This window comes from Thioalkalivibrio sp. HK1 (assembly GCA_000583135.1).
GTDB lineage: Bacteria > Pseudomonadota > Gammaproteobacteria > HK1 > HK1 > HK1.
The window spans coordinates 1-13,993 of sequence record JFBG01000049.1 but is presented as its reverse complement, the minus strand read 5'-3'; the positions used below and the strand labels follow the sequence as shown (position 1 = coordinate 13,993).

General features: G+C 58.4%; 10 protein-coding genes. 5 read left to right on the top strand and 5 right to left on the bottom strand.

The genetic code is table 11. From position 1 onward, the window contains the following. On the top strand, positions 1-216 hold a 216-nt coding region (locus tag BF99_RS20915), incomplete at its 5' end, for a hypothetical protein (RefSeq protein ID WP_038098307.1). Positions 217-537: 321 nt separating this feature from the next. Further along, positions 538-804, top strand: a complete 267-nt coding sequence (locus tag BF99_RS20910; RefSeq protein ID WP_156013308.1) for a hypothetical protein — start codon at positions 538-540, stop codon at positions 802-804. A gap of 412 nt (positions 805-1,216) precedes the next feature. Here BF99_RS20910 and rpoH read toward each other — a convergent pair whose 3' ends face one another. Then, the gene (rpoH, locus tag BF99_RS0112815) at positions 1,217-2,068 is read right to left on the bottom strand and encodes an RNA polymerase sigma factor RpoH (protein ID WP_025771186.1); all 852 of its coding nucleotides are present in this window, start codon (positions 2,066-2,068) and stop codon (positions 1,217-1,219) included. Between the two features lie 250 nt (positions 2,069-2,318). Next, positions 2,319-4,595, bottom strand: a complete 2,277-nt coding sequence (locus BF99_RS0112805; RefSeq protein ID WP_025771185.1) for a N,N-dimethylformamidase beta subunit family domain-containing protein — start codon at positions 4,593-4,595, stop codon at positions 2,319-2,321. Between the two features lie 1,180 nt (positions 4,596-5,775). On the opposite strand from BF99_RS0112805, the gene BF99_RS0112785 reads away from it, so the two are divergent. From BF99_RS0112785 to BF99_RS0112775, 3 genes are all read left to right on the top strand, one after another. Beyond that, complete coding sequence (locus BF99_RS0112785) at positions 5,776-6,930, top strand: Fic family protein (RefSeq protein ID WP_025771183.1); 1,155 nt, start codon at positions 5,776-5,778, stop codon at positions 6,928-6,930. Between the two features lie 91 nt (positions 6,931-7,021). Further along, complete coding sequence (locus BF99_RS0112780; protein WP_156013307.1) at positions 7,022-7,471, top strand: hypothetical protein; 450 nt, start codon at positions 7,022-7,024, stop codon at positions 7,469-7,471. A gap of 348 nt (positions 7,472-7,819) precedes the next feature. After that, positions 7,820-8,500, top strand: a complete 681-nt coding sequence (locus tag BF99_RS0112775; RefSeq protein ID WP_025771181.1) for a hypothetical protein — start codon at positions 7,820-7,822, stop codon at positions 8,498-8,500. Positions 8,501-8,772: 272 nt separating this feature from the next. Here BF99_RS0112775 and BF99_RS0112770 read toward each other — a convergent pair whose 3' ends face one another. The 3 genes from BF99_RS0112770 to BF99_RS23435 form a co-directional block, all read right to left on the bottom strand. After that, positions 8,773-10,008: a pyridoxal-phosphate-dependent aminotransferase family protein gene (locus tag BF99_RS0112770; protein WP_025771180.1), complete on the bottom strand. Its 1,236-nt coding sequence runs from the start codon at positions 10,006-10,008 to the stop codon at positions 8,773-8,775. A gap of 416 nt (positions 10,009-10,424) precedes the next feature. Next, entirely contained in the window at positions 10,425-11,714 is a 1,290-nt protein-coding gene (locus tag BF99_RS0112755) for an allantoate amidohydrolase (protein WP_025771178.1), read from the bottom strand. A gap of 903 nt (positions 11,715-12,617) precedes the next feature. Further along, positions 12,618-13,993 (bottom strand): hypothetical protein (locus BF99_RS23435; protein WP_038098304.1); only part of this gene is annotated, 1,376 nt, incomplete at its 5' end.

Sequence of the window (13,993 nt, the reverse complement as noted above, 5' to 3'; positions counted from 1 at the left end):
CAATCGATCGACTCGAGAGTGACCAACGTGGAAGCGAATATGGCCACGAAAAAGGACTTGGCCGAGATGAAGGCGGACTTGGCTGAGGTGGAATCTGCGGTGGCCAGTATGGAAGCGAAGATGGTCACGAAAGACGACATGGCAGCCGGTATGAACACCCTCAAGACCGACCTGCTCGACGCCATCAAAAATATGAATGGCAACGCCCATCGATGATCCTTCGGGGCATAGAGAACCCGTAAGGCTAGCCCTCGAATCGCCTGCCCGACCATCGCTCCGCCTCGTGGCGTTCTTCGTCTATGGGGATATCGAGACGGTCGGGCAGGCGATTCGAGGGTGAGTCTTTTGGAGATGGCGCCCCACTCATTGACTTTCCCTCAATCCGTTTTTTCAACTGCCGGCTTCGAAGAAAAGCGAAGGCTTGCATAGCAGTATCCCGAAGAGCCACTCCCGACGATTCTCATCGGAACGGGTGTTGCGGTAAATTGGTGGCTAACACGACGCGTCGAAAATCGCATCAAGGACGAGGTGAATCACATGGACAGACTGCAATCGATCGAATCGAGAGTGACCAACGTGGAAGCAAATATGGCCACGAAAGGGGATTTGGCCGAAATGAAAAAGGACTTGGCCGAGATGGAAACGAAGGTGGCCAGTATGGAAGCGAGAATGGCCACTAAGGAGGACTTGGCTGAAATGGAAGCGAAGATGGTCACGAAAGACGACATGGCAGCCGGTATGAACACCCTCAAGACCGACCTGCTCGACGCCATCAAAAATATGAATGGCAACGCCCATCGATGATCCTTCGGGGCATGGAGAACCCGAAAGGCTAGCCTGAGGATTGCCTGCCCGACCATCGCTCCGCCTCGTGGCGTTCTTCGTCTATGAGGATATCAAGACGGTCGGGCAGGCGATTCAAGGGTAAGCCTTTTTCAAGGAACTCACTTTCCAAGCGAATCCTTTCTCGGAATGAGGGCACCATACCGAAGCCATTTTTCGGTTTCCAAATACCGACGGAGATCGCCGTCGGCGCATCCGAAGCGATCGATGCGCTCGTCAAGCCCGATCACACGGGAAGAGTTGGATGAAATCCCGATCGCTCCCTGCGCAAAATCTCGCAGAGTGTCCCGATGACCCCGCCCGGTGCGCTACGGATAAAGAAAAAGCGGCTCCCTCATCGAGGAAGCCGCCGGATATAAAAGGCAGCGAAGACTCAAGCCGCCTGTAAAAGAGTGTCTTTCATATCGCGCAGGGCTTGGGCTTCGATCTGGCGCACGCGCTCGGCGCTAAGACCATATTCATCGGCCAGTTCGCGCAACTTCGCCGGAGGCTCTTCGAGCCGCCGCCGACGCACGATCTCGCGAGCGCGCCGATCAAGCCGAGAAAGGGCGTTTTGCAGACGCTCTCGATAGAAATCCCTCGACTGCTCTCGCTCCACCGATATTTCCGGATCGTAGGAGTCGTCGGCCATCATGTAGGCCGCCGGGGGCTGAGCGCCATCCTCCTCGCCGATGCCGTCGAATGCCGTGTCGGGCGTCGAAAGACGACGATCCATCTCAAGCACTTCACCCGGCTCCACCTCCAATTCCTCGGCGATCCTCTCCGCCTCTCGATGGGAAAGCGTGCCGGTGCGATCTTTCAACTTGCGCAGATTGAAGAACAGTTTGCGCTGCGCCCGCGTGGTGGCGACCTTGACGATCCGATAGTTTCGCATGACGAATTCATGGATCTCCGCTCGAATCCAATGCACCGCGAATGAAACGAGCCGCACCCCGACCGTAGGATCGAAACGCCCCACCGCCTTCATCAAACCGACATTGCCTTCTTGGATCAAATCCTCCTGGGGCAATCCGTAGCCGCCATAGCCACGAGCGATCTTGGCGACATAGCGCAGATGGGAAGTAACGAGCCTCCAAGCGGCTTCGATATCGTTTTCGCTTCGCACTCGCATCGCCAATTCGCGCTCTTCGTCGACCCCCAACATCGGAAATGACTGGATCTCTTTCAAATAGCACTGGAGATCCGCGGTCGGTGCCGGAAGCCGGGGTACGAATGTGTTGGTCATGAATCATTTCCTCCCTATAGCCTCATGCCGCCACCGAAAGGAAATACTCCTCCCTTCGATGGCCATTACAAGGACGATATGGTGCCGATTGCCATGCAATTCAATATAAAACACCCTCATGCAAGCCCGCAAATGGATTTGCATCGGGCTTGAAAAACTCGCTTCTCATCGATCGATCTCTTCGATATGGACGATCGGCGATCTGCGGGCGCGCCCCGAAAGAGGAAAGCATCGATGAAAAAAGGGCTTTTCAGGGATCGGGCATCCGAAAAGGCTCGGGATCCAAGAAGCGACGCAGCACATTTTCCAGCAAGCGCGAGATATCGTTATCGAAGCCCTCGCTCGGCAGGCTGCCGCAAAATGTGATCGATCCCACGGAAAAGACCGCCCCGCCCGCCGGGGTTTCGAAGAAAACCATATCGGCCCGGATCAGATCTCGATAGGGCTCCCCGGGCCAAGTGACGATATGCGTCAACTGCTCTTCGGGCACGAGAACCCAAGGCGTATCCGGCGGATGGTTTTCCGATGCAGCAACCACCAGCGCGTGCTCCGGCGTGCCCAGGCGCTTATCGGCCCGATCCAGCTCGAAGCCCGCCGCCCCGTGCCCTCCCAGACCGTGGTCGCCGAAAACATCCCCCTCGATGCCCTCGAACATCCAATCCACTCGGGGATCACCCGCCTCCGGGCACTTTCGATAATAAGAGCCTGCATAGTTTCCCTGCGCGGTGAACCCGACCCCGCAAAGATTCTGCGGAGGACGACCGTTGCGCCGCCACAGACCGCCATATTCCCCGTCGAATTGGTTGTAATACTCACCCGGCTCCGCCGCCCATGCCCGGATCCCGCCCTCTCCCCGACGGATCTCGATCACCCCTTCTTTTTCCGGCGAAAGGGCGACCTTCCAATAAAAACCGTTCCCGCCGAGATAGCATAGGCGTCCGCCCCGATCCCTCCAAGCCTCGATCGCATCCAAGGTCCTCGGGGTATGGTATTCGGGGTGCGAGCCGGTCATCAGCGTCCGGTAATTCCCGAGCAGATCCACGCCCTCGTCGTGCAGCTCCTGATCGCTGATCAAATCATAAGCGATGCCTTTGGCCTCCAGCCATGCGATGAGGTGGGTATCGGCGGGGAAATGGCGCATCCCCGAGCCGCGAATCTCGGGATCGGGGTAGGTGATATAGCCGATGCGCAGATTCAGCATCGGGCGATGCCACGAGGCGATCGATATCCCGCTGCCGTCGCTATGGGTGTTGTAGGTGGAAAGCCCGTATTCGACATGATCCCCGGGGTTATGCGCATTCGCCCCCCAAGCCGACGATTGCCGCTTCCATCGCTCTCGCCAATCGGCATCGTTCGACCATTCGGGGCGAGCGTGATTGCCGTAGACCGTATAGGTGAAGGTCGAAACGAGAATAGCCAGATCGGCGGTGGCCCGGCCTTTGGGAGGAACGATGAAAAAGGGGATGTTGTCTTGGGCATCGCCCGCCGAGAGAAGCAGCGCGAAAGCACCGGATCGCATCGACGAAGGCACCGTCCACTCGAATGCCACCGGCCAACCGCAATCGTCGATATCGTCGTCGTGAAAATGAATGGCGGCGTACTCTCGCAGGGCGTGTCGCCAACACATTTCCTTTGCCCTCCAACAAGCACCGGTCATCCCGCGCGCCGGGGTATTGAAAAGCCTCCCGTGCAGTGCCTTGGAACGACAATCCTCGATACGGCTCGATGCGATGCCGCGGGAAAAATCCCACGCCGCCACCGCCGCCTCGATCGGTTTTCCTTGCGCAAGGGCGTCGATCTCGGCCTCCCCGGGCGGGCGGTCCAAGATGCACGGAGCCTCGATCTTGCCGTTGAAGTGATGCTTAGGCCTTGCCGGATCGCTCGCCGCCAAAAGCAATGGGGCCGAAAGCGCGCCTCCCATCTCCAAAGACGCTGCTTTGCGAACCGTGCGAGGGTGCGAAGCGGCACCTAAGCGAGGATGAAGCGGCTGAAATCCGAGGTCGATTTCGCTCATTCCTTGCGAGGCTTTCGAGCGATCCCCACCGTCGACCGTCAGCCATATCGCATACCAGTTGCGCTCGACGAGCGGCTCTTGCACCACCGCGATATCGCCTCCGGATACGCCGTGATTCACGCATAGCCGACCCGCTTCATCCAACCCCAAGGTGAATCCGTCCGCGGAATCGGGATCGGCGAGGGAGACGATCGCCTGCCGACCGGCGGTCAAACGGGTCGGCCAGATCAGGCACAGAATCGAAAAAACATCGGTGGCGAAGCAGCGGCCGGCATCGTCGATGCGCGCATAAGAGCCGCGAGGGGAATGCTGCGGCCCGGGGGATGAGCACCGTATCGGAGAATCGTCGATCGCTTGCGTGATGATGCCGGGGCCTGCAGGATTTCCGTCCGCACATAGGATGCGCACGATCGAGGCCTGCGCCTCGATGCCGGTGGCATTCGAAACATGAAATCGGATCGTTTGCCCCGGACGAAGCGAGAGCCGATCCGCATATCCGGTCAATGGCAGCATGGCAACCCCTCCCTTAGCGATGGGAAACGACTATCGAAGTCCGATGTATCCGAAATGGCAAGCGCAGAGATGGAAAGCGTCGAAGTGGAAAGCGTCTCGACCGAAAAGCATCGAAATCGAAGGCATCCAAACCAAAAGCGCCGAAAAGAGCGCAGCCCCGATCACTCGCCTCGATCGATGCGAAGGCACCGGCACCGGTAGGATTATGAGGCATCGATCCACTCCCGGTCGGCATCGCAAGGCAACGACGATCCCTACGGATTCTCACCTCCCATCGCCCTTCACCGCCCGCCGTCGGATACCGGATCGGGGCAAAGCGCTACCGATCCGAAAGGCGATGTGCCCGCCGTCGCCTTCCCTCGGCTCGGGATTTCAGCGCCCGTCGGCGGCGCAAAGCGGCATGGATTTCGAACCCGGCGCGCATTCGAAGATGAAGAAGAGCGAAGGAATGCCCGACAAGAAGCACCTAGGCAGGAATGCGACCTCGCCAAAGCGCGATCCAGGACAATCGACGAAATGACCGAATCCATTATTCGATACCGCTTCCCGTCGACTCCAACCCCCATCATTACCGCCTCTTCGAGCCTCTCGACGGATCGAATTCTCGGGATCCGCCTCGTTCTTGATTCGGATTCCCTCCATCCCTTCTCAATGATCGATTCAAATCCGAGCCATTCGCTTTTAATCTCGCAGCGCACCCGTTCAAATTCCTTGCATCTCTTTCTTCCACAATTCAAAATCAATGCCTTGACTTTGAATGTCATCTCCCCATGATTCAAATTTCTTGCATTTCTCTTGCCGTCAGTTCAAAATTCGACCATTCGTTTTTAATCTCAAAATGTCTTCATTCAAATTCCTTGCATCTCCTTCTTCCGAAATTCAAAATCAATGCCTTGACTTTGAATGTCATCTCCCCATGATTCAAATTTCTTGCATTTCTCTTGCCGTCAGTTCAAAATTCGACCATTCGTTTTTAATTTTGAGATGCCATCTTTCAAATCTCTTGCATCTCTTTCGCTGACAATTCAAAATAAATGGCTGGATCTTGAATGCCAGCCCCATCATGGTTCGAATCGCCCACGCCGCCTCCTGCGCACATTTTTCGGGTCATGGAAAAGACCGTGATGGTCGAACCTCACTTGACCACCCTCCACCCCCCATCGAGAGCCCGACCTTGAACATGGAATATCAGCGCCAAACCGGTGTCTTCGTCGAAAACACCTTGGGCGGTGAGCGCATCGCAGCCTTCGTCCCTTGCGCGCTGCCTCCGGATCCTCCCTTGGATCTCGGCAGTCTCTTGCATCTGTTGGAGCGAGCGGCGAGCGCTGTCGGAAGGTTGGACAGCATGAGCGAGCGATTGCCTTCGGGAAAAGCCCCCTTGCGGCCGACCTACAGGGACAAAGAAGCCCTGCTGTCATCGCAGATCGAAGGCACCCAATCCACCTTGGACGATATCTTTCTTTTCGACAAAGACAAAGATCGCTCCGAATCGGACGATCTGCAGGAGGTTCTCAACCTTTCCGATGCCATCGAACATGGCTTGAAGCGCATCCGAGAAGACGACTTCCCCCTTTGCCTTCGCCTGCTAAGAGAGATGCACGAAATCCTCCTTCGTTCGGGCCGAGGGGCGGCCAAACTACCCGGGGAGTTCCGCACCAGTCAGAATTGGATCGGGGGCACAAGGCCGGGCAATGCGACTTTCGTTCCACCCCCGCCGGATCGACTCGACGAATGCCTAGGGGACTTCGAGCGATTCCTCCACAGCGAAGACCCGAGGATCACCCCGCTGATCAAAGCGGGGCTGGCTCACCTGCAGTTCGAAATCATCCACCCTTTTTTGGACGGCAACGGTCGATTGGGCCGCTTGCTGATCACCTTGATCCTGTGCGAGGCGGGCATGCTAAAAGAACCCATCCTCTACCTCAGCCGATTCTTCAAATCGCATTTGGATGTTTACTACCGACTTTTAGATGAAACCCGCCGAACCGGGGCATGGGAAGTTTGGATGGAGTTTTTCCTGACCGGAGTCGCGCAGACCGCAGAGCAAGCCTCGAAGGCCGCAAGCGACATCATCGCAACCTTCGAAGAGGATCGTAAAGCCATCAGAGATCGCCTCGGTCGAAGCGCCCCGTCGGCATTGAACGTACACGAACAGATGCAGATCCGAGCGATCACCACCGCCGCCTTGGTCTCGAACGAACTGAATATCTCTTATCCGACAGCCCAAAGCGCCCTTGAAAACCTCGTCAAAGTCGGAATCGTGCACAAAACCGAGGGAAAAAGACGCGGGCAGCATTATGTCTATTCGAAATACTACGCCCTGCTCTCGGAATAACGCCCGCTCTTCGCCAAGGCAGTCTCTCGATGGCAAAAAAATTAAAATAGCCGACAAACCTAGGCGACCCCGAGTCGACCAATGTGGCGAGGTGATCGACTCCGCCGCCGCAAGTTTGGCGGTGAGCCGCACTTCGATAATTCCTCGGGTTCACTCCTATCGTGACGCATTCGAAGCAATCCGTACCAAAGCCGAGGAACTCACCTACGAAGACCGAGCGGCTGCGGTGGAGTTGTCCAAGACGTGGATGCTCACGATCCCGCACCCGCATTGGCCACGGCGTGAGTTGGCGATCGCCACATCCGCCAATATCTCGGGTGGGCTCATGCTCCGCTTAGCCGAGTCGGTGCAGGACGAGTCGGATTTCCCGGCGATTTGGGGCCAAAAGTCGATCGTGCATGTCGTCGGGCCGATAGATGCGGCCAAGTCAACCTTGACGCGGTTCATGCTACCCAAAGCCCTGCACAGGTTCACCCTTCGGAACACCAAGCCGAAGAAAGACGAAGTCGCTATGTACCGAGACGAGACCGGGGTGGCCTAGTTCACCCGTGAGTCCTATGTGAACCGATACCGCGTTTGAGCCGTCGGATAGGTAGATAGAGATGACCGAGGCCGAACGCAACACCGAAGTCGTGTCGTACTTCAAATGGAATCGCCAACTGAATGCCGAGATCGAAAAGCGAGGTTGGCGGTCTACCTATAGCCCAACCCGTCGATTTATGCGGGTCAAAACACCAATGCAGCATTGAACCCTTAGCGGGGTTGTGACAGGATAATTGCGGGAGAAAAATCGCAACCCCCAAACCCAAGACGCCACGTTACCACGTAAATTAATTGATCAAAACTCCGCTACCCCGCTAATCCATCCACCGACCGAAGGAGGTCACACATGAAGACCAAACCGACATTGGTACCGATATACCCGACCGATGGGATCGGATTGATCCTGACCAATGAAGGCCCCCGCAGTGCGAATTCGGTCGTGATGATTCACCCCGACGCATCCGAAGAGGATAAGAACGGGGGGATCAGCGTGGCCGACCCTAGGGATCGCATAGAGGGGGGCGCGGATGAGTACGACCCGACCCGATGCACCCAGCCGATGACGATCAACATGGAGCATGCGGGGCAAATGGGCGTGTTCACGCTGAAAGATGCGGGGGATGACTTGATCGCATTCGTTCCCTTCGTCAAATGGAAGTACCGACAGCAACCCTTCCTTCACTTCGCCAACGAATTTTGGCCCCTCGAAATGAAGCCCGACGGCAAAACGGGCGGGGTGCTCGGTGCTCAATCCGTCACGCTCCTGTACAACCCCGACGAGCAACGCCTGCATATCGAGCGCAACGGCGAAGCGTTCACCATCGACCGGCACGCCATGCTGACCGACGACGACCGCAGGCTCATCAAAGAGATGATCATGCAGGTGGGGCTGACAAAAGGCCTACTCGGGACAGGCGTTCAGCGTGGACGGCTCAATATGATGTTCGAGCCGGTCAGGACGGGAACCTTCGATACCGACTACCGATACCGCATCGACGACTCGCGCTCGTTGGCGGTGCCCGCCTAAGGCAGGCGGCATGAACATCCCATTCACCGACCAACCGAAGGAGGTCACCTCGTTGCCATCTCTCGTTCGATCACTTAATGCAGGAAGACCGCCGATGGTCAGGGCGGGTTCGGCATCGAGAAAAGACTGAAAAGGTTTCGGATGGGTGGTGCTGTTTCGGGCGGTTTTCGAGAGAGACTGGATGCTTTGCTTCCAAGTGCGATAGAGGTAGCGGTGGCCGCCCGGGGGTGGATGGTTTTTCCGGGCGGCCACTTGGGTGGTTGCGTTCGGGATCAAGCGTCGGGTTCGTTCCAAGCGGACAAGGCGGCGGCGACTCCCTCCCCCGGAGGGGGGCGGTAGCCGTGGGCGCAAAGGGCGGCTTCCAGCGCCATCAGACAGACCATCACGTTTTCTTTGCGGCAGGCGTAGCCCATCGTTCCGATGCGCCAGATCCTTCCCGCCAAGGGGCCGAAGGAGGTTCCTATCTCGATTCCGAAATCCTCGAGCATCATGGATCGCACCGCGTCGCCGGTAACGCCGCTCGGAATCTCCACTCCGGTGACATTCGCCATCTTATGGGCTTGATCCCCGAAGCGCACGAGCCCCATCGCATCGAGCCCGGCGCAAACGGCGCGACTGGCGCGGGCGTGGCGGGCGAAGCGCTCTTCCAAACCCTCTTGCAGGGCGATCCGGGCGCATTCGCGGGCGGCGTAGAGCATCGATGTGGCCTCGGTATGATGATTGAGGCGACTTTCGCTCCAATAATCCATCAGCATCGTGAGATCGAAATAGTTCGAGGCGATGATCATGCCGGTGGCGGCCTCGAAACCGGCCGGGCGGATCCCCTGCTCGATATGCTTGCGCTCCAACACCCTCGCCTCCACCCTTTCGTTGAAGGTGATGGGGGCGCATCCGGGCGGTCCGGAGAGGCATTTTTGCAAGCCGGCGGTCAATACATCGATCTGCCACTCGTCGACTCGCATGTCGATGCCGCTGATGGTGGCGGTGGCGTCCACGTGCAGCAAAACATCCTCTTCCCGGCACGCGGCTCCGATTTCGGCCAGAGGCTGGGCCATGGTGGTCGATGTATCGCCGTGAACCACGGAGACGATCTGGGGGCGATGCTCTCGGATCGCGGCAATCACTTGCGATGGCTCGAAAACCCGCCCCCATTCGACCTCGATGGTGCGCACATCCGCGCCACAGCGAGTTGCGATCTCGGCCGCCAAGTGACCGAAGCGGCCGAATATCGGTACCAAAACGCGATCCCCGGGGCTGATCAAGGAAACCAAGGCGGCCTCGATCCCGGCCCTTGCGGTGCCGTCGATCAGAAAAGTCCAGCGATTCTCGGTACGCAGCAGCTGCCGGTAAAGGACCATCACCTCGTTCATGTAGGAAGTGAAGGCGGGATCGAACTGCCCGAGCAGGGGCATCGACATGGCGTTCAGAACCCGAGGGTCGGCGTCCACCGGACCGGGACCCATCAATCGCCGCTGGGGCGGGTTCAAATCGTCGAAAAGGTTATGCATGGCTGGTCACCGAGATCTAATGAGAGGGTTCGAAAGGCCGAGAAAGGAAGAAAGCGTGCGAAGCACCGGAATCGGCAAGGCGCGAAGGTGCAGCGGGATCTCCGAAGGTGATTGTTCAATCGACCGACAATGGTGCCCCGACGGGATCGTACGATTTTCCCTGATTTTACCGGGATCGAGGCTTTCCAAAAACCGCAGCGGCAACCGGAATGCCGCTTGGGCATCCGCCATGCTCGTCGATTCCGCCCGGGGCGGGTTCGGAGCGTCGATGTGATCGTGCATGGCTGGTCACCGGGTTCGGGCGGGTTCGATGATATGGGATCGAAAGGCCTGGCGAGAGGTAAAGAAGGCGAACAGCCGGAATCCCCGAGATGGTCCTCGATCGAGGCGCACGCTGCCATGGCACACCGATGGGATTATCCGGTTTTTCGGGGATCGAAACTCTCCAAAAACCGCAGCAGCACCTTCGACGCCACTTGGGCATCGGCCTCGCTCATCGATTCCGCCGGATGATGGCTGATCCCCTCCAAGCAACGCACGAAAAGCATCCCGACATCGGTCAATCGAGCGACCGCCATCGCATCATGGCCCGCCCCGCTCGGCAATTCCCGCACCGAGATCCCCTCGGCCTGTACCGCTTGGGCGAGCCGATGCATCAGCCACGGGGCGCATTGACAGGCATCGCCCTCATGGGTCATCGTCTTGGTGATCGACACCCCTCGACGCTCGGCGATCTCGCCGAAGGCCTTGTCGATCTCCGATAGGGCGGCGTGGCGCGAGGCATCGCTTTCGGCGCGCACATCGAGGCTGAACTCCACCGTCCCGGGAATGACATTGACCGCCCCGGGCAGGGTATGCAGGATGCCGACGGTGCCGACCGACGAAGGGATCGAAGTGCATATCCGCTCCACCGAGGCAATCGCCTCCGCCGATGCCACCAGCGCATCCCGGCGAAGGCGCATGGGAACAGTGCCCGCGTGCCCTGCCTGACCGACCACCTTCACCTGAAAACGGGTTGCACCGGCAATCGACGTCACCACCCCCACCGGCAAGCCCTCGTCCTCCAACACCGGCCCCTGTTCGATATGGACCTCGATATAGGCGGCGACATCCTCGGCGCGGTAGCGCGCTTTCTCGAAGGCATCGGGATCGAGACCGAATGCGCGCAGCGCATCGGCGAGTCGAATCCCGTCGCTATCGGTGGCATCGAGCAAAGCGGGATCGAAGTCACCCGCGATCGCCCGACTACCGATCAGGGTCGATTGAAATCTCACGCCCTCCTCGTCCCCGAAGGCGATCACATCCACCGGATAAGGCAGGCGGATCCCTTGGCGATGTAAAAACCCTAGACAAGCGATCGGAAGAACGATACCCAAAGCGCCATCGTATCGACCGGCGTCGCGCACGGTATCGATATGGGATCCGATCAGGAGACGAGGCGACGAGGAGGAGTCGCCCTCGGCGCTCCCGATCACATTGCCCAATGCATCCATTCGCGCATCCATTCCGGCATCGCGCATCATCTGCATCACGAAATCCGCCGCCTCGGTATGTTCCTTCGTGAGGTAGCGCCGGGTCAGCGCACCCTCTTCCTCGCTGAAACGGGCGAGATCGTCGAGCGTGCGCATCACTTGCAAGCCCAGAGAATCGATCCCTTGGGAGCCGGATCCCGATGGCGTCTCATCCATGGTCGATTTGAAAGACATGAATCGCTCTCCTCATGAAGGCGAAGGATGCTCGACGAAAGACTATCGACGATGGCCCTTCGCTCGATCCTGCGCGTATCGGGTATCGCGCCGCCTTGGGATGCGAAGGAATCGCCCGACACGAAACGGCATCTATCGAGGCTCGTCCGGGATAACGACCTTCGCCGGTCGCTTCGGTTCTTGCATCGGTTCTCGGATTATGCACAAAGATACGATGATTGAATATCCGAGATTGAAGATCCAATCGATGTGCTATCGATCTCTTGGCTTCGATCCTCACGATCGATCCGCATGTTCGGCTCGGACGACAAGCCTTCGCAAATCGAATGCTTGATTCGTATTTGGATGCTTGGCGTCAGGCGCTGCGAAAAGGGCGGGAGGCTTTTCGTGAAAAGGCGGCGAGGCGAGGTCGCGGGGGGTTCGCTCGTCGATGGCTTCGAAGGTGCTTGTTTCGGGGTACTGGGCTTGGTTTGGCTTGGCCGGCGGGTGAAGACCGAGATTGGCGGGTGGATTCTCGATGTCCGAGCATCGATGTCCGAGCATCGATGTCCGAGCATCGACCCCCAAGCATCGACTTCCAAGCCGGCTTTCGGTCGATCCTCGAATCGTCGGCGCAAAGAGCGCGGCCCTGCCGCTGCGGATTTTTTTCGAAAAGCGCACCGAAGCCTTCCGAAATCATCCGGATACGAAAAAACCCCCGGCTTCGGATGAAGCCGGGGGTTTTTCAACTCGAAACATCTACCGAACGATAAGGATGTCGGCAATCCACCTTCAAGCAATCATCGCATCATCATGCCGGATCTCATCGATGCTCGATGCTTTCTTGCGCCCTTCCTTCCGCCCATCCGATGATTCAGCGAATCCGAGATGGGCGGAAGAAATGGACTTGCGAGAAAGCGAGAATCAGTTGGGAACCGACTGGTTGACGTGGGTGTTGTTGGTCAGGATATCTCCCGAGCGCACCAACACCTGCGTCGTAATCGACTGATTCTGACGAGCCAAGATCTGGCAGGACAACCGCCCGTTGGTCGGACCGCCCCAATGTCTGGAGGGAACGAAGCCATCGGAGGCGAGGGTCTGCGCGATGATATCTGCGGTCACCACCGTCGTCCCGTGAGCGCTGATGCGGCTTTCCAAAGAACCGAACCAAGAGTTGCCGGTCTGGTTGGAGCAGTTCAACGAGACATCGCAGCCGCCCTCATCCTCGCAGCGGATCCGGATGAACGCCTGATCCCGCGAAGAGGGAGGCGGAATGGCATAAGCCTTGGCCTTCGCTTCCACCGCATGCAGCCTCAAGGTAACGGTGCGGCTACCGGTCGAGGCCTCGTCTTGGTACTCATCGGAGCTAAAATCGACCTCACCACTCAGGGTGTAGGTGGCGCCTCCGCTCAACGGCGTGATCTCGCTCGGGACATAGAAGATCTCGTAGAGCTCGGAGACCTTATCGCCACTATCGCTGAGGTGGATGCGCTGTCTGGTGGTTCCCGCAGCCACCGGTGAGATCTGACGTTGTCCTTGGGAGTTAACGGCATTGCTGACGACGACATGACCATGCGTCGGGGTCGGGGATACCGTCAAGATCAAACCGGAGCCGATGGTAGTGGTTACGCTGGTCGGCGGGCCAACCTCGAAAATGGTGCCGTTGGCCTGCATGGCCTTGTGAGCCACCCCATCGTAGGTTGCATCGACATCGAGCACCACCCGAGCGGCACCCATCGCGATGGCGTTGACATCGCCGGATTGGTTACGCCCGTACTCTCCGGCTTGGATGAAGATCGGAAGGATTGCATCCCGGGGATCTTCGCCGTGCGAGATCAGGGAGGTCGTATCGCCGGCGTTGATCGAGGCGTAGTCTCCCGGGGCCCCGACAGAGGCCACGATCGTCGACGTCACCGCATCGTGAGAGGTGGCGAATACGCACTCTCTCGATTGCCCGATACGATAGGACAAGCACTTCGAGACCCCTTCCGTTCCGGTGGGGAAGTTGAAGCGCGCGCCCGATGCCCGAGTGGAATGCACCGTGGCATTGATCGTGATATTCGAACCATCGGAGAGGTCGGCGCCGGTCAAGGCGGGCATATCGACGCGCAGGATATCCCCGACATCGATCATGCCTTGGCTATTCGTCTCCACGGTGTAGACGACCGAGGAATCGCCCACGCCACCGCCGCTCTTCTTCGTGACGGTGATTCCGCTCAAGGTTTCTTCAGCACCATTGAGAGCCCTGAAATGCCTCGGCTCCATCTCCCCCGCCATGACCGCACCGACGAGGCTGATGG

Excerpts from the sequence above, each read along its gene's own strand:
- BF99_RS20910 (WP_156013308.1), top strand. The coding sequence starts at position 538 with ATGGACAGACTGCAATCGATCGAATCGAGAGTGACCAACGTGGAAGCA.
- rpoH (WP_025771186.1), bottom strand. The coding sequence starts at position 2,068 with ATGACCAACACATTCGTACCCCGGCTTCCGGCACCGACCGCGGATCTC.
- BF99_RS0112805 (WP_025771185.1), bottom strand. The coding sequence starts at position 4,595 with ATGCTGCCATTGACCGGATATGCGGATCGGCTCTCGCTTCGTCCGGGG.
- BF99_RS0112785 (WP_025771183.1), top strand. The coding sequence starts at position 5,776 with ATGGAATATCAGCGCCAAACCGGTGTCTTCGTCGAAAACACCTTGGGC.
- BF99_RS0112775 (WP_025771181.1), top strand. The coding sequence starts at position 7,820 with ATGAAGACCAAACCGACATTGGTACCGATATACCCGACCGATGGGATC.
- BF99_RS0112770 (WP_025771180.1), bottom strand. The coding sequence starts at position 10,008 with ATGCATAACCTTTTCGACGATTTGAACCCGCCCCAGCGGCGATTGATG.
- BF99_RS0112755 (WP_025771178.1), bottom strand. The coding sequence starts at position 11,714 with ATGTCTTTCAAATCGACCATGGATGAGACGCCATCGGGATCCGGCTCC.